Source organism: Micromonospora sp. WMMD558, from assembly GCF_049315255.1.
Lineage (GTDB): Bacteria > Actinomycetota > Actinomycetes > Mycobacteriales > Micromonosporaceae > Micromonospora.
In genome coordinates this window covers 1,182,393-1,200,967 of record NZ_CP186061.1, presented here as the reverse complement: position 1 = coordinate 1,200,967, position 18,575 = coordinate 1,182,393, and the positions used below count along the sequence as shown (strand labels likewise).

Sequence of the window (18,575 nt, the reverse complement as noted above, 5' to 3'; positions counted from 1 at the left end):
GATCTGAACAACCTACGCGAGACGTTCTCGACCCACGCTTCGTGGCCGGACGGGTACGGCGGGTGGGTGACGATCTGGCATCCTCCACCCGATCAGGCATTTCGCGCCGGGCACGTATTTCATATGGTGTAAGTCCCCGGCTGCGGAGGTGGTTGTGCGCGACCCCTTGGCGGAACCCTCGGACCTGATCCGGAGCGTGTCCCGTGCGCTGCGAGTGCTCGAGTCGGTCGGCCGTGCCCCGAAGGGGCTGACCGTCAAGCAGATCGCGCGTCGGTGCGAGCTGACCGTGGCGACCACCTACCACCTGGTCCGGACCCTGGCGTACGAGGGCTACGTGATCCGCCGCGAGGACGGCACGTACATCGTGGGCCTGGAGGTGGCCGACCGCTACCGCGAGCTGGTCACGGCGTTCCGGGGGCCGCAGGCGGTCGGGGAGTGCCTTCGCCGCGCCGCCGCCGACACCGGCTACAGCCACTACCTCGGCAAGTTCGTCGGCGGGCAGGTGGCGATCACGGCGGTCGCCGAGGGCGCGCGCTCGCCGTACCTGGAGGACCTCGTCCCCGGCTTCGACGAGGGGGCGCACGCCACCGCGCTGGGGAAGGCGCTGCTCGCGACACTCACCGCCGAGCAGCGGTTCCGCTACCTCCGCGAGTACGGCATGCGTCCGTTCACCTCCGCCACGCTGACCACCGTGGAGGCGTTCGAGGCCGACCTGGCGGCGGGGGAGCGGCGGGGCATGCAGATGGAGCTGGGGCAGTACCGGCAGGGCGTGGCCTGCGCGGCGGTGCTGGTGACCCCCGACAAGGACATGGAGCGCCGGGTGGTGCTCGCCTGCGCGCTGCCGGCCAGCGAGATGATGACGTCCGCCCGGGTGGTCCGCGCGAAGCTGCTCACCACCGCCCGCACCATCGCGGACAGTCTCGCCGCCGAAAGTTGACGGGCGGCCCGGTTCCCCGGCCGCGGGCGGGTGACGTCCGGACGCGAACGGGCCCTCTCCCCGGATGGGAGAGGGCCCGTCCCGGCGGTCCAGCGTCGAACCGCCTTCGAGGGGAGCTGTCAGCTGCCGATCGGGCCGCCGTCCAGGCGCCACGTGACCACGACGCCCGGCTTGGCGTAGTCGCCGTCCGGCCAGTTGGAGGCGGGGTTCTCGACGGAGGCGCCGGAGATCTCACCGGGGTGCTGCACGGCCACGAAGACCGACCGGTTGTCGCCGGTGATGAACGGGCCGCAGGCCTCGGCGCCGAGCGGCACGGTGAGGAACTGCTTGAGGTGACCGCGCTCCGGGCCCTCGATGGCGGTCGCGAAGAGGCCGTCGTTGCTGCCCAGCGCGTTGCCGTCGGTGGAGATCCAGAGGTTGCCGGTGGCGTCGAACGCGACGTTGTCCGGGCACGAGATCGGCGACACCTTCGTCTTGTCGTACCCGGCGAAGTAGGTCGACGGGTCGGTCGGGTCGCCCGCCACGATCGGGACCGACCAGGCGAAGGTCTCGGCCGCGTTGTCGTTGCGGTCCTCGACCAGTTCCAGCACGTGACCGTGCTTGTTGGCGGTACGCGGGTTCGCCTCGTCCGCCGTCGGGTTGCCGCCGACACCACGGTTGGTGTTGTTGGTCAGCGCCACGTACACCTTGCCGGTGAGCAGGCTCGGCTCGACGTCCTCCGGCCGGTCCATCTTGGTCGCGCCGACCTTGTCACCGGCGATCCGGGTGAAGGTGAGCACGTCCGCCGCGGTCATCCCCTCGACGTACGACCGGTTGCCGCTGACCAGCTTGATCCACGTGCCGCGGCCGTTGAACGCGCCGTCGGCGGGGAGCTTGCCCGAGCCGTCGATCTCGGCCGCGCTGGTGTAGTCCAGCTTGGCGACGTAGAGGGTGCCGGACTCCAGCAGGGTCAGGTTGTGGTTCCGGGCGACCCAGGAGTTGCCCTTCATGAACTTCTTGTCCGACACGAACTTGTAGAGGTAGTCGAACCGCTCGTCGTCACCCATGTACGCCACGACGTGGCCGCTCCTGGCGACGATGACGTTCGCGCCCTCGTGCTTGAACCGGCCGAGCGCGGTGTGCTTGCGCGGGCGGCTCTCCGGGTCGTACGGGTCGATCTCGACGATCCAGCCGAACCGGTGCGCCTCGTTCGGGTGCCTGGCCAGGTCGAAGCGCTCGTCCGCACGCTCCCACTTGCGGTTGCCGCTCGGGTAGCGGCTGGTGGTGCTGATGCCGTAGCGGGCCAGCTTCGGCTTCAGCTCCTCCGGGGCACCGTCGCCGCCGACGAAGTACTGGTTGAAGTTCTCCTCGCCGGAGAGGACCGTGCCCCACGGGGTCACGCCGCCGGCGCAGTTGTTCAGCGTGCCGATGACCGTGCGGCCCTTGGGGTCGGCGGCGGTCTTCAGCCAGGCCGAGCCGGCGGCCGGGCCGGTCAGCTCGAACTTGGTGGTGTTGGCGGTGACCCGCCGGTTGTACTGCCGCCGGCCGGACTTCACCGGGCGCCACTCGCCGCTGCCGCCGACCCGCTCCAGCTCCACGACGGACATGCCGTGCGCGGCCATGGCGACCTTCAGCTGCTCCACGGACAGCGCGTCCAGGCTGGTGAAGCCGGGGAACATCAGGTCCTCGTTGGTGTACTCGTGGTTCACCACGAGCAGGGCCCGGTTCCGGCTCAGCGGCAGCACGCCGACGAAGTCGTTGTTGTAGCCGAACTGCTTCGCCTGCGCGGCGGCGGTCTGGCGGTGCAGGTCGAACTCGGGCGCCCCCGGGACCACCTCGTCACCCCAGCGGATGATGACGGTGTGGTCGTAGCCGTTGGGGACGATGAAGCTGTCCAGCTTGTTCGGCGGGACCGGCTTGAAGGTCAGGGCGCCGCTGCCGATACCGCCGCTGGGGCGGCCGAAGCCGGCGGCGTCCGGCGCCGCCGGGGCGGCGGGGGCGGCGGGGGCGGCCGAGGCGGCGCCGGCGCCGGCCAGCGCACCGGCCGCCGCGCCGCCGAAGCCGAGAACCAGCGCGCCGACCGCGCCGGCACGGACCACGCCACGGCGGGAGACCTCGGCGTCCACCAGGTCCCCGAAGTACGCGTTGTCGGAGGTGTTCGGCACCGGGTGGTCGCAGGCGTTGCCGCACCGGTAGAGACAGGTCATGGCGTCGCGGCTGCCGTGGCGGGTGGAGCCCAGCAGCGGGAGCAGCCGAGGACGGTCGCTCATGTGGAGGAGCCTCCTGAGTGGGATGGCGCACGACGGAGTCGGTCGAAGACGTGCGTACCCGCCGGACGCTAGGAGGGGCCGGTGGCCGCTCGTCAGCCTCGATATGAACCAGGTATGAACAACTCGCCCGGGGCAACGGTGATGACCTGCGGCTGAACCGATCGCGACGGCCGCACGTATGTCCGTGCGAAAGGCCTGCCGGACTCGCGCCGAGAGCGAGGAGACCGCCATCAGCGACCACGACGCCCACCTGCTCCGCGCCCTGCACGACGAGCACGCGGAGGCGCTGTACGCGCACGCCCTGCGCCTGGTCAACGGGGACCGGCAGCGGGCCGAGGACCTGGTGCAGGAGACCCTGCTGCGCGCCTGGCGGCACCCGGAGTCGCTCGACCCGCGCCGCGGCTCGGTCCGTGGCTGGCTCTTCACGACCGCCCGCAACCTGGCGATCGACGCCTGGCGCCGCCGGTCCACGAGAGTCGGGGAGGTCTACACCGACGAACTGCCCGAGCCGCCGGAGACGGTCGACGAGGCGGAGCGCGCGGTGGAGGCGTGGACCGTCGCCGAGGCCCTGAACCGACTCAGCCCCACCCATCGTGAAGTCCTGGTGGAGTGCTTCTACCAGGGCCGGTCGGTGGCGGAGGCCGCCGCGCGGCTCGGGGTGCCGCCGGGCACCGTCAAGTCCCGGACGCACTACGCCCTGCGCTCACTACGGTTGGTCCTTGCCGAGATGGGGGTGACCGGATGACCCGGTGCGAGTTCGCGCACGACGACGGCGCGTACGTGCTGGGTGCGCTGGCGCCGGCCGAGCGGACGGCGTACGAGCGGCACCTCGCCGGCTGCGCCGAGTGCCGCCAGGCGGTCGCGGAGATCGCCGTGCTCCCCGGCCTGCTCGGGCGGCTCGACCCGGCCGGCCTGGAGCAGTTCCTGCCGCCGCCGGAGGATTCCCGGCTGCCCGACCTGCTCTCCGCCGCGCGGGACCGCCGGCGCCGGGAACGGCTGGCCACCCGTCGCCGGTACGCCCTCACCACGCTCGCCGCCGCGGCGCTGGCGCTGGTCGTCGGCCTCGGCACAGCCGCCGTGCTACCCGGTACGGACCCGCGCGGAAGAGCGGACATGGTCGCCATGCAGCCGGTCGCCGGCACGGTGCCGGTGCACGCCGAGATCGGGCTGACCGGCACCGAGTGGGGCACCGAGGTGACGATGCGGTGCGGGTACGACTCCTCCGTCGGCTACCGCAAGGCGTCCGCCTTCCGGCTGGTCGCGCGCAGCGCCGACGGCACCAGCGAGCAGATCGGCTCGTGGCTCGCCGGCCCGGGCGACGACCTGCGGATCAGCGCCGCCACCCGGTTCACCGACGCGGAACTGGTCCGGCTGGAACTGGTCCGCGCCGACGGGACCCCGGTCCTGGCCTACGACGTCCGCTAGTGCCCCCCGCCGTTACCCGCGATCGGGCAGCTTCCGCCCGGACGGAGGCGGTGAACCGGGCGAAGCGGCGACCGAAACTGCGAGATCGCGGGAAGCGGGTGCCGGCCCAGCACGACGGTTGCGGACGCGGCGCTGGCGGTGGGCCGAGCGGACGGCGTCCGTCGTGAAGATGGCCAGGGCCAGCCACACCAGGGCGAAGCCGGCCAGGCGGGCCGGCGGCATCGGCTCGTGGAAGACGAGGACACCGCAGGCGAGCTGGAGGATCGGGGCGAGGTACTGGATCATCCCCAGGCTGGTGAGCGGCAGCCGGTTGGCCGCGCCGGCGAACATCAGCAGCGGGATCGCGGTGGCCGCGCCGGCCGCGACCAGCAGCGCGGTGTGCCCGGCCGCCACCGCACCGAAGGCGGCCCCGCCGACGCCGCCCAACCACAGCAGGTACCCCAGCGCGGGCAGGGCCAGCACCGCCGACTCGACGAAGAGCCCCTCGGCGGCGGGCAGCCCGAGCCGCTTCTTGACCAGGCCGTACCCGGCGAAGCTGAACGCCAGGACCAGGGCGAGGTACGGCAGCCGGCCGTAGTCGACGGTCAGCACCGCCACCGCCGCACCGCCCACGCCCAGCGCCACCCACTGCGCGGGGCGTAGCCGCTCGCGCAGCACGAACACCCCGAGCAGCACGACCACGAGCGGGTTGATGAAGTAACCGAGGGCGGTCTCCACCACCCGGTCGGAGTTCACCCCGTGGATGTAGGTGCCCCAGTTGAGGGCGATCAGCGCGGCGGCCGCTCCGATCCCGGCGAGGGCGCGGGGCCGGCGGAGCAGCGCACGCAGGAAGCCGACGTTGCGCAGCGCGGCCAGCACCAGCGCGACGAAGACCACCGACCAGACGATCCGGTGGGCCAGGATCTCCAGCGGGCCGGCCGGCTGGAGCAGCTTCAGGTAGAGCGGGAAGAAGCCCCAGAGCAGGTACGCGCCGATGCCGTACAGGTAGCCGAGCCGACGAGGCGTCACGCCTCCACCGTAAGGGGCGTATCCGGCTGCTGCTCCTTGCTGGTGACCGGGTTCACCCGCTGGTCCAGCTGCATCCACCGCTCCGGCTGCTCCAGCGGGGCGAAGCCGACCTTCGCGTACACGCCGTGGGCGTCGTTGGTGCCCAGCAGGATCCGGCGTACGCCGATCTCGGCGAGGTGGTCGCGGACCGCGGCGGCCAGCCAGGTGCCCAGCCCGCGCCCGCGTTCGGAGCGGTCGACGTACACGTCGCAGAGCCAGGCGAAGGTGGCGTGGTCGGTCACCGCCCGCGCCACCGCCACCTGGTGGCCGTCGCCCGGCCGGTACACCCCGAAGCCGATCGAGCCGGCGAAGGCGCGCGCCACCGTCGCCCGGTCCCGCCCGACGGCCCAGTACGCGTCGGTGCTGAGCCAGCGGTGCACCCGGTTGAGGTCGAGGCGCTCGGGGTCGGTGCTGATCAGGTAGCCGTCGTCACGGGTAAGGATGAACACCGCTCCGACGCTAGTCGCCGGCTCCGGTGGCCTCAGCAGCCAATTCCCGCGATCTGGACCCGCGCCGCCGCCGTCAGTCGCGGTCGAGGATGGCGCCGAGGATCCAGGTGACCACGCTGACGAAGAGCGCACCGAGCACGGCGGCCGGCCAGAAGCCGTCCACATCGAACGGCAGCCCGGCCTGGCCGGCGATCCAGCTGGTCAGCAGGAACAGCAGCCCGTTGACGACCAGCGCGATCAGTCCGAGGGTCAGCAGGTAGAAGCCGCAGCCCACGGTCTTGATGATCGGCTGTAGCACCGCGTTGACGACACCGAAGATCACGGCCACGAGAACCAGCGTCGTGACCGTCTCGGTGGCCGAGTTCGAGTCCAGCGTGATCCCGGGGATCAGCAACGTGGCCAGCCAGAAGGCCAGTGCCGTGACGGCCAGCCGGATCAGGAGCCCTTTCAGGAAACCCATGGCGGAAGATGCTGCCACGGACCGATCATCGGCGAAACCCTTCCGGCGCATGATCCGCCCGCTGCTGCCGGCCGGATGTCGGTCACCGGCGCGTCGGGCGGCCCACCAGTTGCGCCTCGATCGGGGACGGAATGAGCCGGGCCCACCGCAGGGCCCGTCGGTTGACCACCGCCACCATGTCCTCCCGGATCCGGGTGAGCCATCCGGCGGAGGCGCCGAGCCCCAGCGCGCCCCCGGCGAGCGCCGCCTCGGCGGGATCGAGCGGCTGGAGGAGCGCCAGGTCGGCGCGGCCCAGCGTCACGACGTCGGCCGCCGTCAGTTCGTCGCGGAGGAGCAGGGTGGCCTGCCACGGTGGCCCGGGCTCGGGATCGGGCGGGACCGGGCCGGCGTCGACGACCAGCAGCAGCGGGCGCAGGGGGGACCCCGGCTCGCCGCCGGGCGGACGGCCGGGTGGCAGCAGCGGGATCGTGCCGCCCGGCGCACCGACGCCCCGGACGAACGGCTCCCACGCGCGGGGGCGGGCGGTCTGCACCACGACCCGGGCGCCGAGTGCCATCGCGCGCAGAGCGATCAACTGGCCGGCGCGGAGCCCCCCGACGAGCACGACCCGGGTGCTCTCCGGACGGAACAGCCGGACGGTCAGGGCCGCTCCGTGCCGGTTCGCGCCGAGCATCAGGCCCGCGTCGCCGACGGTCAGTTCCACGGCGGCCGGCCCGGACGGGCCGGTACCGGGCAGGGCCAGCGGCACGGTCGCGGCCAGCCCGGCCAACTGCTCCCCGTCGAGCCGCCGCACCGCACCGCCCGGCCCGGTCACCGCGCGGTGCAGCGCCCGCTCCGCCGCCGCAAGCTCGGCCGGTGACCCGGCCGCGAGGCGTACGGCGAGCTCGGACGGGGCGGCCTCCGGGGCCCCGGCCCACGGCCCGGTGCTGAGGGAGACCGTGATCGCGGTGGCGGGCAGGGCGAGCAGCCGCACCACCAGGCCCCGGGCGGCCTCGGTGCGCGGGTCCGGCCACCGGTCGAGCTGGAAGGTCGCCTGCCACAGGTCGCCGGACCGGAGCGCGGGCCAGGTCTCCCGCGCCGGCCCGGCGTCGTGGTGAGCCAGCTCGGCCAGGACCCGCAGCGCGGCGTGCTCGCCCAGCGGCCGGGCGGCCACCGGGGCGAGCCGGCGGAGAATCCGGCGCACCGTGCCGTGCAGGGCCCGGCGCAGCTCGTCCGGGGCCACGCCGTCGACGCGGAGCACCCGGACGGCGAGCACCGCCCGCTCGCGGCCGGGCAGCCGGCCCTCGGTGAGTTGCCGGTACGAAGTGGCGACCGTGCCGCCGCCGAGCGCGACGGCGGGCGCCGGCACCCCGGCCAGCAGGAGCTGGATCCGCACCGGCGGGCCACCGGGTGGGGCGGCGGAGAGCAGGGCGGCCGGGGACGGCAGCGCCCGTGACCCGTCGCCGATCAGCTCCGCGGGGTCGACGATCTCCAGCAGGGCGACCATGCCGGTGGCGTCGTCCAGCGCGGCGGCCGGTGCGCCGGCCAGCTCGGCCGGCCGCAGCGCGGTGCCCGGGTCGACCAGCTCCAGCAGGGCGGCCGGCTCGGCCTCAGCCGGCAGGGCGCGCCGGCGGAGGGCGTACGCCAGGGCCGTCCCCAGCCACTCGAAGAGCCAGCGGCCGCGCAGGCGTGCTCCGGCCAGCACCACGAGCAGTGCGGCGAACGCCACGCCCGCCAGTGCCGTCGCCGCGCCCCGCCCGAGGGCGACGACCACGACCGCCACCGCGACCTGCCCGGCGACCACCTGGCCGGCCCGGACGTGCCGGGCCGACCGGCGCGGGCGGAGGCTCCACTGTGGCGGCAGGACGCTGCGGGCGCCAACGGTCGGGGCGGGGGCGCCAACGGTCGGGGCGGGGGCGGGCCGGTCGGCGCGGCCCGGCTCGCGTGGGGCGGGTGGCGTGTGCCCGGGTGGCGACGAGGGCAGGCTCGCCGTGGTGGTCACCGGCACCGCACCTCCTCATCGATCACGCGCTGCGACGCGACTGCCGCCCATCGTAAGCGTCCCGGCGTCGTGGCGGGAGCCGGCGGTTGTCCACAGGGGACGGGAACGGGGTAGCAGAACCGCGATCGTACGGCTACCGTCAGCGACGAGTTGAACGCTGACCCGCGCCCGCCGTGCTCGACGTCCCGGGCGGCGCGAGCGGCGCGCTCCCCGAGCGGGCGTGTCGACGGCCAGCCACGACGCAGGAGACGAGGTGACGTCCGGAGTGTCCGAGACCCAGGCGGAAGCCGCGGTGATGCAGCAGACCGCCGCGAAGTTCGAGCAGGTCGACCAGTCGTTGCAGTCGATGCTGAGCAGCCTGATGGCCGAGCTGGAGGTGTTGCAGCAGGCCTGGCGCGGCGCCGGTGGGCGCTCGTTCGAGCAGGTCAAGCAGCAGTGGGCGCAGGACCAGGCGGCGCTGCAGCGGGCTCTGCGGGAGACCGCCACGGCCATCCGCACCGCCGGCCAGCAGTACGACGTGTCGGACACCGACGCCGCGAGCCGGGTGTCCACGACCAACCGCGGCGGCATCCAACTGCCGCTGTAGACCCGGAACCGGGGGAGGAGACAAACGATGGAGCACGGTGTGCTGGTCGTCAACTTCGCGGCGCTGCAACAGGCTGGCGCGGACATCCAGAAGGCGCTGAGCACGCTCGACGCGCAGCTCGGTCAGCTCGAGCGGGACGCCGCCCCGCTGGTCGCGAGTTGGTCGGGCGAGGCCCGCGCGGCGTACGAGCAGCGGCAGGCCCGCTGGCGGTCCGCCTCGCAGGACCTCCAGGTGATGTTGCGCGACATCAAGGTCGCGGTGGACGACTCCGCCGCCGACTACCTCGACACGGAGAAGCGGAACGCCAACCTGTTCCAGTGACACCCGCGGGACGGACGCCGGCCGACCGGGTGGGCGCCTCGTCCCGCACGCCCGCCCCGCGCGCGACCGGTCACCGTCCCCGGGCGGTCGATCGCTCCCGCGCGGTCACCGCCGGACCCGGCCTTCCCCTCTCAGGCCGGGTCCGGCGGACGCCACCGGCGGCGGGCGCCCCGGGGCAGCACGAGGGCCAGCAGCACTGCCGCGGTGACCGTCCCACCGCCGATCGCGGCCACCAGCAGCGCCCGGTCCCGGGACGCCGCCCGCCTCGCCTGCTGGGCCAGTAGCGCCGGGTCGGCCCGCTCGTCGAGCAGGGCGGCGGCCGGCCGGGTGCGGGCCGGACCGCCGCCGCTCTCGGTCAGCGCCCGGTACGGGTTCAGCACACCCGCGCCGTACCCCGCCCCGGGAGCCGGATCGGTGGTGGCCAGAATCCGCTCCGCCACCTCGGTCGCGTCCAGGTCCGGCCGGTACTGCCGGAGCAGGGCGGCGGTGGCGGCCACGAAGGGCACGGCGTAGCTGGTGCCCTCCGCCCGGTGGTGTCCCTGCCCGGGGGCGGCGGTCACCACGTCGCTCCCCGGCGCGACCAGGTCGACGTACGGGCCGACCTGGGAGAACGAGGAGCGCACCCCGTCCACGCCGATCGCCCCCACCCCGAGCACACCGGCGTACGCGGCCGGGTAGGGCCGGGGATCACCGCTCTCGTGCAGGTTGCCGGCAGCGGCCACGACGACGACGTCGCGCGCGAGCGCGTGGGCGACCGCGTCCCGCACGGCGGGATTGTCCACGTACAGCACCACGGAGAGGTTGAGCACCTCGGCGCCGTTGTCGACCGCCCATCGGATCGCCCGGGCGAAGTCGCGGGCGCTGACCGTACGCCCCGATTCCCGGCCGTCGACCACCTGCTGCTCGCTGACCCGGACGGGCAGGATCCGAGCCTGGGGGGCGAGGCCGTGGAAGGCCACCCCGTCCTGGCGTGCGGCGACGATGACGCTCGCGACTCCGGTGCCGTGGCCGGCGCAGTCCCGGGTGCCGTCGCCGCCGGGGTCGAGCAGGTCGGTACCGGCGCGGACCCGCCCGGCGAGTTGCGGGTGCCGGGAGTCCACGCCGGAGTCGACCACTCCCACCGTCACGCCCGCGCCGGTGGCGAGCGGAGCCAGCCGCTCCGGGGCGTACCGCTGCTGCGGCCACGGCACCGTCGTGATGGGCCGTGCGGGCGCGAGAGGCGCCGCGCACGCCGGAGCGGCCCGACCGGCGAGGCCGGGACCGGCCGGTGCGCGGCGGCCGGCACCTTCCGGCTCGGTCGCCGCGACACCGGGAGGGGATGCCGCGGGGGGCGGCGCGGCGACGGCAACCAGGGTCGCCGCCGTCACCGCCAGAGCGGCGAGCAGCGGCCGCGCGGAACTCCGGGACATCGACCGCCTCCGTATCGTGTCGACTCCGGAACGCGATGTTATCTCCGGGTGCCGTTGCCGGCCGCCCCGGCGCGGTCAGCCGTTGTGATCTTGCTACTACCTTGTAGGTTGTACGCGATACCTGTGACCTGTTGCCGGGAGGAGGGGTGGCCGTGACCGAATGGGAGCCGGCCACCGAGGCCGAAGCCGCCCTTCGCGACGCGCTGCGCGCCAACGACCAGCCGCTCTACTTCCGCATCCTGTCGCGGACGGACCTGTTCCTCCCGGTCTCCGCGCAGGCGCTCGCCGGCCAGGCGCCGATGAACTGGGGCACCTGGACCACCGGCGGTCGCACCCACGTGCTGGCCTTCACCTCCGCCGCCGCGATGCGGGCCTGCCTCGGCGAGCACGCCGGCGCGAGCCGGCGCAGCACGTACGACGAGCTGGCCAGCCAGTGGCCGAATCATGACTGGTGGCTCGCGGTCAACCCGGGCCTGCCCATCGAGAGTTATCTGCCCGCCTGGTACGTCGCGCAGCTCTCCCGCGGTGACGTCCGGCTGCCCGGGCGCACGATCGGGGCGCGGGCGCGCCTGGAGCGGGCCGAGACGCTCGCCCGCGTCCGGGCGACGGAGAGCGGTCCGGGCAGCGGGGAGGGCCAGCCGACCACCGGTCCGCAGGGCCGCGAGCCCAGCGCCGGTCACGCACCCGAGGGCACGGTCCCGCTGCGACCGGCTCCCGCGCCCGTCCCGCCCCCGGGCACGCCGTTGCGGAGCCCGGCCGAGCTGCGTGCCGCCGCCCTGCGGCGACCCCTGGCCGACGCCGGCCGGGTGCCCGCGCCCGGGGACACGGACGCCCGGTGGCCGGCGCCGCCCGGGGGCGACCGTCCCGGCCGGCGTCCCGCCGAGGCACCCACGAACGGCCGCCCGGGCGGCGAGCCGGAGCGGCCGAACCGTCGATCGTTCTTCGAACCCGCTTCCGGCCGCGCCGGCCGGGACGAGCGGGCCGTCCCGCCGCCCCGATTCGCCCGCGGCTCCCAACCGTTCCCGCGCCGCCGGCCGCCCACCGACCCGGCGTCCGGGAGCCCCGCCCAGGCGTTCGCCGTCGGCGACGCGACCCGTACCGACCGGGATTCCCCGCCGGCCTTCGGGCCTCCCGCCGGGGAGACGTCCCGGACGCCGCAGCCACGGGCGGCCGAAGCGGAGAGCCGGACGGCCCGCTTCCCGGTGCCCGATCCGGCGACCCTCCAGGCGTACGCACGCCGCACGACGGACGACGAGGCCACGCAGGCGCTCCCGCGGCGTCACCCCACGCCGCCGCCCCCGGACCCGGAACCGGCGTCGATCGCGGAACCGGTCTCCGGGCCGCCGGCGCCCCGCCGGGGCTTCACGCCGATCGTCATCGAGGGCACGATCATCGAGTCGCGGGACCTCACCGACCCGGTCGCCGCCGCCGGGCTCCGCGACGACCCCGCCCCGGGTGCCGGAGCCGGTGCCACCGGTCTGCTCGCCGGGAGCCGGGGTGCCGGGGCCGGGGGCACCGGGCTGGCCGACGAGCGGGCCGCTGGCGGGCCGGCGCCGGCCGCCGACCCGCTCCCGCAGCGTCCCGCCGTCGCGGAGACCGCCCGGACGGCGGGCGGGTGGCAGCCCACCGGTCCGGAGGCCGGCCACCCGCAGCCCGGGCCGGCTCTGCGTCCAATGGATGGCCAGGAGGAGGTCACCGCTCCGATCCCGGCCCCGCGGTCCCAGCTGCCCGAGCCGGCCGCTGCGGCACCGGACGTGACCGTCCCGGCTGCGGAAGACCCGGCTCGCGCCGTCGCGGCGGGCACGATCACCACGGATCCGTCCGCCGCAGTGGGCACACCCGCCCCGGATCCCGTCGGCGTACCGGGTACCGCCGGCCCGGACATCACCGGCGCGTCGGCCGCCGGTCCGGCGGACATCACCGGCGCGTCGGCCGCGACTCCGGCGGACGCCGCCTCCCCACCGGCGGTCCCCGTCCCGGCGGACTTCGATCCGGCGAACGAGGTCGAGGAGGACCTGCTCGACGCGACCGGCGCGGGGAGCACCGACACCTTCCTGTCGACGCTCCTGCTCGCCCGCGTGCTGCTGCCGGTGGCGCCCGACTCGGCACCCGGCAGCCGGCCCGGCGAGCCGGGATTCGTCTGGCGTACGGAGGAGTTGGACGGCGAGACGTTCGTCGTCGTGTACACCTCCCCGGAGCGGCTCGCCGACCACACGGACGCCGCCGTCGAGACGGTCCGGGTGCGGTTCGTGCAGCTCATCCACCGTTGGCCGGACGAGTCGTGGTCCTTCGTCGTCAACCCCGGCAGCCCCATCGGCGCCAAGCTGCCCGGTGAGCAGATCATCGGGCTCGCCAACTGGGCGGCCGAGGTGGGCCTCGGTGCCGACACCGGCGCCGAGCCGGAGGCGTCACCGGCCGCGGAGGACCCCGCCGACCGGCCGCGCTACGAGCCGCCCGCCCCGGACCCGACCCGGCCGATCGTCATGCAGAAGGCCGTGGCGCCGAGCCAGCTCGCGTACTACCTGGAGCGGGGCTACGACCGGGTCTCCGGCTTCGTGCACCGGGCGGGCGAACTGGCCCACCTGACCACCCCGGCGCAGCTGTTCGACGCGCTCGGCCTCGGCTATCCCGCCACGCCGTTCGACCGGGCCGCCGAGGAGATCTACGTGCTGCGCTGGCCCGCGTACCGGCCGAGCCTCTACCGCATTCCCTACGGCGGCCAGAACGAGACCGCCATGCGGGCCATGGAGGGCTGGGTCATCGAGCGGTCCCCGTTCCGGGGCAACGGTTTCGCGCCGGGGGAGAGCAGCGACGTCGTGGCGGAGTTCAAGGTGGACAGCGCCCGGCTGCCGCACGGCGCGCAGCTGTGGCGGATCGGCGCGGACGGCAGCGAGCGCGTGGTGGCCACGCTGGACGCCGACGCGCTGCTGTGGCGGGAGGTGGACGAGGCGTGACCCGCGACGGGTACGTGGCCCGCTGGCAGGGCCGTGAGTACCAGGCCAGCCCGGACGGCGACGACGTCCGGCTCTACCAGCCCGGCCCGGGAGAGGGCTTCACCGAGGTGCGCCCCGGCCGGTACGTGCGGGTGGTGCCGGCGGCCGAGGTCGACGACCTGGTGTACGTCCGCACGACCTGCACCTGGCAGGGGGAGCCGTTCATCGTGCTCGGCGAGCACGACGGCTGGTTGCGGGTGGAGTACACGGGTGGGCGGTGGCCGGTCGCGCAGGCGATGGGCCTCGAGGTCTTCGACTTCGGCGTCTACCAGGGCTGGGCGCCCGCCGTCGAGGTCACCGACCTGCACGAGCAGCGGGTCTAGGCCGCGTCCGCGGTCCCGGCCCGGACCCGCCGGGACGGCCTACGACTTCGTCCAGCGCAGGATCTCGCCGAGCACCACGTCCCGGGCCTCCACGTGCGGGAAGTGCCCGACGTGGTCGAGCAGCCGCCACTCGTACGGGGCCACGACGTACCGGCCGGAGCCCTGAGCGGTACGCGGCAGGGCGGCGCGGTCGAGGGCGCCGTGCAGTTGCAGGGTCGGGGTGACCAGGGGCTTCTGCATGAGCCGCACGAACCGGTACCCGTGCAGCCGGAGCACCGACCGGAACGCCCAGCGGTAGCCCTCCAGCGCGCAGAACGCCGCCTGCGGGATGCGCATGGCCTCCCGGCACCGTGCGGCGTACGCGGGGAAGCCCGGGCTGTTCACCCACCGCGGCCCGCCCCAGCGGCGCAGCATCTCCTCCACCGCCGCCGCGTCGTCGCGGGTCAGCACGTGTTCGTAGCGGGGAAGTTGAAACTTCAACGTCGGTGTGGAGGCGGCGAACTGGCCGCGCGGGTCGGCGAAGATGGCGGCCCGCAGCCGCAGCGGGTGCGGCGCTCCGAGCACCACCAGCCGCCGGACCAGGGACGGGTGGAACGACGCCACCGTCCAGCCGATCAGGCCGCCGGCACCGCTGCCCACCACGGTCGCCGACCGCTCGCCCAGCGCCCGGATCAGCCCGGCGACGTCGGCGGCCAGCGTGTAGCCGTCGTACCCCCGGGGTGGCTTGTCGCTCGCGCCGTAGCCCCGCAGGTCGACCGCGACGGCCCGGAACCCCGCGTCGGCGACCGCCGGCAGCATCTCGTGCCAGGCCCACCAGTGCTCGGGAAAGCCGTGCAGGAACAGGACCATCGGGCCGGCACCGGCCTCCACGACGTGGAACCGGCTGCCGTTGGCGCCGACGAACCGGTGCGTCCACGGTCCCTCAGGGAGGACGCAGGACTCGTCGACGGGCCCGCCACGCTGCTCGGTCATGGGCACAGCCTAGGTCCTGGGTGCCGGGCGGCCCGCCGGCCGACCCGTCGGGTGGCCCGCGTCGCTCCCGTGGCGGCTGTCCGGGATCCCCGCATCTCCCGGCCGCCGCTCAACCGACCGGGCTGATCTTCACGATGGTGGCCGGGATGCCCGCCCCGCAGTCGACTCCGGGGGTGGCGGGGCCGATGGTCACCCGGACCCAGGTGCCGGTGGCGAAGGTTCCCACGCCCGCGCCGTGCAGTGCGTACTCCCGGCCGTCGTCGGTGGTCAGGCCGTAACAGGGTCCGTCGCCGCCCCGGGTGATCCGGCCGGCGAGCACGTTCGCCCGGTACGGGTCGGTCGGCCGTTTCGGGGGCGCGGTCGGCGGCCCCATGGTCGGCAGCGTCGTGGACGAGAGCGCGGGGCCGGTACGGGCCGGCGACCCGGCGCTGGCCGACGGCGGCGGGCTGTCGCTTCCGCCGGCCGGGGCCGGGGTGTGCTCCGCGGGCATGGGCGCTTCCTTTTCCGGGCCGGTGCAGCCGCTCGACAGTACGGCCACGGCGAGCGCGGTGGCCAGGGCCGCGGCGGGCAGTCCGGCGCCGCTCACGATGGGCACGGGAATCTGACGCGCAGCCTCCCGCTCCGGTTCCGAAACCGTGGGCCGGCGGGGCCGCCGAACGGGCGATGCCCGGGCAGGTGACCTGCCCGGGCATCGCGTCGTGCGGTTCGGCGGCTCAGAAGAAGCGGACCTTGATGGAGGTGCCCTTCTGCTCCAGCACCTTGATCTTCGTGCCGGTGGCGGGGAGCTTGACGCCGTGGTTCGGCAACTCCTCGTACCAGTACTTCTTGGTGTCGTCGAACAGCGGCTCCGCGGCCTGACCACGGATGTACTGCGGCCGGCTGTCGATGTGCAGCGTGAACGAGTCCGCCTTCTTGAGGCTGAACGGCGCGTCGTACACCTGGACCCGGGCCCGCCACGGCTGGCCGGTCAGGTTGTAGATCGGCCGCGGGCGCGCGTCGATGTAGAGGTTGCGGCCCTCGCCCGGGTGCGCGAACGTGTCGTTGTCCGCCCAGCGCGTGTTCCAGTAGGAGATGAGCAGGCCCTCCTGGTACGCGTAGTGGTCCACCCAGTCCGGGCGGGTGTTCGCGTACCCGAAGTAGTACGGCCCGGTCTTCAGGTACTTGTCGTACGAGACGTACGACCGGTGGCCGGCGATGTAGTAGTTGTCGAAGAGCCGGGTGTAGGTCTCCTCGGCGATGGTCCAACCGCCCAGCGTCCAGTCGCCGGCGCCGTTCTCGGCGCCGTCGCTGAGCACGGTCTCGCCGTCGGCGGTCACGGTGATCGCGTCACCGTAGAAGCCACCCTCGGAGACACCACCGTCGGTCTGGTAGCGCAGCCGGAACTGGACCACCTTGCCGGCGGCGGCGTCCATCGGGATGGTGATGTCGACCCACTTGCCGTCGCTGCTGCCGTCCAGGGCGAAGCGCCCCGGGGAGATTTCCTTGAGCGGCTTGCCGTCGGCGGTGCCGGGCAGCGGCGTCCACGTCTCGCCACCGTCGAGCGAGGCCTCGAAGAACAGGTAGTCGTAGTCGGCCTCGATGTTGTAGCGACCCTTCATCGACAGGGAGGCCGACGACTTCCCGGTGAAGTCCAGGGTCCGGGTCATCGTGTTGTTGAGGTCGTCCTCGTTGCCGGAGAAGAACTGCCTGGTGCCCTCGAACGGCTTGCCGTTGTCGAAGGTGTACTCGCGCTGCGGGAGCACGACCACGGCGGCCTGCGGCTTGGCGGAGTTGTACTCCTGCGGGCCGAGGGTCATGGTGCGCTTCTGCCCCGCGACGACCACCTCGTAGTCGAGCCAGCCGAGCTGGAGCTTGTTCCAGGCGCCGAGGTCACCACCGCGCTCGCCGATGCCGCCGTCGTTCTTGCCGCCGAGGCGGCTCTGCGCCATCAGGGTCCAGTGCTCGTTGTTGTTGTCTCCACCGTTGACGACGTTGTAGTCGTCCGGCAGGCCCAGGTCGTGGCCGTACTCGTGGTAGAAGACGCTGCGGCCGCCGTTCTCCGGCTGGATGGTGTAGTCACCGATCCAGATGCCGGTGCTGCCGATCTGGGTACCACCGGCCGGGAAGTTCGGCGGGCCGGTGCGCCCCTGGTCGGAGGCGAAGGCGTACCAGCGGTGGCTCCAGATGGCGTCCTCACCCTGGTTCGGGTCACCGTCGGCCATGTCGCCGCCGGCGTGGACGATCTGGAAGTGGTCGATGTACCCGTCCGACTCGTTGAAGTTGCCGTCGGAGTCGTGGTCGTACCGATCCCACTGGTCCATCGCCTTGACGTCCGCGGCGATCTGGGCATCGGTGCGGCCGGCGGCCTTCTGGTCGGCGACCCACTGGTCGGCGGCGTCGCGTACCAGCGCCCAGACGTTGGTGCAGACGTTGCTGCCGCACACCGCCGGGTCGTCGCCGTTGGCGTCGTCGGGGTCGTCCCCGGAACGGCCGTAGCGGGCCTCGTTGTACTTGACCTTCACCCAGTCGGTGACGGTGCCGTCGACGCTGTAGCGGCCCGAGGACTGGGCCTCGTAGTACTGCTTCAGCGACTCGTCTCCGGGCTTGGTGCCGAAGTACAGCGTCCGGTAGTGGTCGGCGCTGTAGTCCGGCTGCCAGACGGTGGAGTTGTCCACCGCGCGGTTCGGCTCCGGGATCTCGTTGTGCAGCGGCCCGTCGAAGCGCGCCGGCCCCGGCCAGGCCGGGTCGGTGTCCTTGTCGGGGTAGGACGGGTGCCGCTCGTTGCCGAACTCGGCCAGGATCACGAAGATCCGGTCGGTCTTCTCCCGGGAGAGCTCGACGTACTGGTCCTTCTTGCCGTCGCGGGCACGAGCCGCGCGGTCCGTGGCGGGGGCGCCGCCGGCCGTCTCACCGACCTTGACGACGGTGCTGCCGTTGATCCGCTGCGCCTTCGCCTTGCCGGAGAGGACCTCGCTCAGGCCCTCCTGGCGCAGTGCCCGCCGCTTCTCCTCCAGCGGGTTGGGCAGGTCGTGGTCAACGTGGGCGGGCTCGGCGACTGACGGTGCGGACGTCGGCAGCTTCGGTTGCGGCGCCGCGAAGGCGGACGGTCCGACCGCCAGCCCCGTCGCCGTCAACGAGAGCCCGAGCAGACCCACTGCGGCTTTGCGCACGTGGTACCTCCGGGTGTGAGGGACCGGCCCAACGGGGGTACGGGCCGGTGAAGATCGATCCCACGGGTGGGACCAATGGTGAACATAGACACTCGTGTGGCGGGTGTGAAGATGATCGCGTCGATTTATTGCAAAGAGTTGTTGGGAATGCTTTTCACTGTCACACCCCGACCGGTAACCCGACCCGTGTGACCTGCCCCGATGTCCGCCTGCCGCGTCGCCGTCAGTCGCGTTGATCACGACATCGACGCCGAACGGCGTGGGGCCGATGACG

16 protein-coding genes are annotated in these 18,575 nt (G+C 73.8%); 7 read left to right on the top strand and 9 right to left on the bottom strand.

Annotation, left to right across the window (positions count from 1 at the left end):
• The first annotated feature begins 154 nt into the window (after positions 1-154).
• Positions 155-937: an IclR family transcriptional regulator gene (locus ACN26Y_RS05780; protein WP_155329282.1), complete on the top strand. Its 783-nt coding sequence runs from the start codon at positions 155-157 to the stop codon at positions 935-937.
• Positions 938-1,056: 119 nt separating this feature from the next.
• Here ACN26Y_RS05780 and ACN26Y_RS05775 read toward each other — a convergent pair whose 3' ends face one another.
• Complete coding sequence (locus ACN26Y_RS05775; protein WP_155329281.1) at positions 1,057-3,186, bottom strand: PhoX family protein; 2,130 nt, start codon at positions 3,184-3,186, stop codon at positions 1,057-1,059.
• Positions 3,187-3,436: 250 nt separating this feature from the next.
• Between ACN26Y_RS05775 and ACN26Y_RS05770 the strand changes: the two genes are divergently transcribed.
• Both ACN26Y_RS05770 and ACN26Y_RS05765 read left to right on the top strand, forming a co-directional pair.
• A complete protein-coding gene (locus tag ACN26Y_RS05770) occupies positions 3,437-3,931 on the top strand; it encodes a sigma-70 family RNA polymerase sigma factor (RefSeq protein ID WP_230689141.1) in 495 nt (164 codons plus the stop codon).
• Positions 3,928-4,611: an anti-sigma factor family protein gene (locus tag ACN26Y_RS05765; protein ID WP_155329279.1), complete on the top strand. Its 684-nt coding sequence runs from the start codon at positions 3,928-3,930 to the stop codon at positions 4,609-4,611. The genes ACN26Y_RS05770 and ACN26Y_RS05765 overlap by 4 nt, the downstream gene beginning before the upstream one ends.
• A gap of 12 nt (positions 4,612-4,623) precedes the next feature.
• On the opposite strand, the gene rarD is transcribed toward ACN26Y_RS05765, so the two are convergent.
• The 4 genes from rarD to eccE form a co-directional block, all read right to left on the bottom strand.
• A complete protein-coding gene (rarD, locus tag ACN26Y_RS05760) occupies positions 4,624-5,619 on the bottom strand; it encodes an EamA family transporter RarD (protein ID WP_422734434.1) in 996 nt (331 codons plus the stop codon).
• Entirely contained in the window at positions 5,616-6,107 is a 492-nt protein-coding gene (locus ACN26Y_RS05755) for a GNAT family N-acetyltransferase (RefSeq protein ID WP_155329277.1), read from the bottom strand. The genes rarD and ACN26Y_RS05755 overlap by 4 nt, the downstream gene beginning before the upstream one ends.
• A gap of 73 nt (positions 6,108-6,180) precedes the next feature.
• Entirely contained in the window at positions 6,181-6,567 is a 387-nt protein-coding gene (locus tag ACN26Y_RS05750; RefSeq protein WP_155329276.1) for a phage holin family protein, read from the bottom strand.
• 82 nt (positions 6,568-6,649) lie between these two features.
• The gene (eccE, locus tag ACN26Y_RS05745; RefSeq protein WP_422734433.1) at positions 6,650-8,554 is read right to left on the bottom strand and encodes a type VII secretion protein EccE; all 1,905 of its coding nucleotides are present in this window, start codon (positions 8,552-8,554) and stop codon (positions 6,650-6,652) included.
• Between the two features lie 259 nt (positions 8,555-8,813).
• Here eccE and ACN26Y_RS05740 point away from each other — a divergent pair, with 259 nt between their 5' ends.
• Together ACN26Y_RS05740 and ACN26Y_RS05735 are read left to right on the top strand one after the other, a co-directional pair.
• On the top strand, positions 8,814-9,134 hold the full coding sequence (locus tag ACN26Y_RS05740) for a WXG100 family type VII secretion target (RefSeq protein WP_155333948.1): 321 nt from the start codon (positions 8,814-8,816) through the stop codon (positions 9,132-9,134).
• A gap of 27 nt (positions 9,135-9,161) precedes the next feature.
• Positions 9,162-9,455, top strand: a complete 294-nt coding sequence (locus tag ACN26Y_RS05735) for a WXG100 family type VII secretion target (protein ID WP_155329275.1) — start codon at positions 9,162-9,164, stop codon at positions 9,453-9,455.
• A 131-nt stretch (positions 9,456-9,586) separates the two neighbouring features.
• On the opposite strand, the gene mycP is transcribed toward ACN26Y_RS05735, so the two are convergent.
• On the bottom strand, positions 9,587-10,864 hold the full coding sequence (gene mycP, locus ACN26Y_RS05730; protein WP_155329274.1) for a type VII secretion-associated serine protease mycosin: 1,278 nt from the start codon (positions 10,862-10,864) through the stop codon (positions 9,587-9,589).
• Positions 10,865-11,016: 152 nt separating this feature from the next.
• Here mycP and ACN26Y_RS05725 point away from each other — a divergent pair, with 152 nt between their 5' ends.
• Positions 11,017-13,818 (top strand): SseB family protein, encoded by a 2,802-nt coding sequence (locus tag ACN26Y_RS05725; RefSeq protein ID WP_155329273.1) that lies wholly within the window; start codon positions 11,017-11,019, stop codon positions 13,816-13,818.
• A complete protein-coding gene (locus tag ACN26Y_RS05720; protein WP_155329272.1) occupies positions 13,815-14,180 on the top strand; it encodes a hypothetical protein in 366 nt (121 codons plus the stop codon). Before ACN26Y_RS05725 ends, ACN26Y_RS05720 begins: the two co-directional genes overlap by 4 nt.
• Before the next feature lie 39 nt (positions 14,181-14,219).
• Here the strand turns inward: ACN26Y_RS05720 and ACN26Y_RS05715 are convergent, their stop codons facing one another.
• The 3 genes from ACN26Y_RS05715 to ACN26Y_RS05705 form a co-directional block, all read right to left on the bottom strand.
• On the bottom strand, positions 14,220-15,152 hold the full coding sequence (locus tag ACN26Y_RS05715) for an alpha/beta fold hydrolase (RefSeq protein WP_155329271.1): 933 nt from the start codon (positions 15,150-15,152) through the stop codon (positions 14,220-14,222).
• Between the two features lie 109 nt (positions 15,153-15,261).
• On the bottom strand, positions 15,262-15,738 hold the full coding sequence (locus tag ACN26Y_RS05710) for a hypothetical protein (protein WP_155329270.1): 477 nt from the start codon (positions 15,736-15,738) through the stop codon (positions 15,262-15,264).
• Positions 15,739-15,865: 127 nt separating this feature from the next.
• A complete protein-coding gene (locus ACN26Y_RS05705; protein WP_422734901.1) occupies positions 15,866-18,286 on the bottom strand; it encodes an immune inhibitor A domain-containing protein in 2,421 nt (806 codons plus the stop codon).
• Positions 18,287-18,575 lie beyond the last annotated feature (289 nt).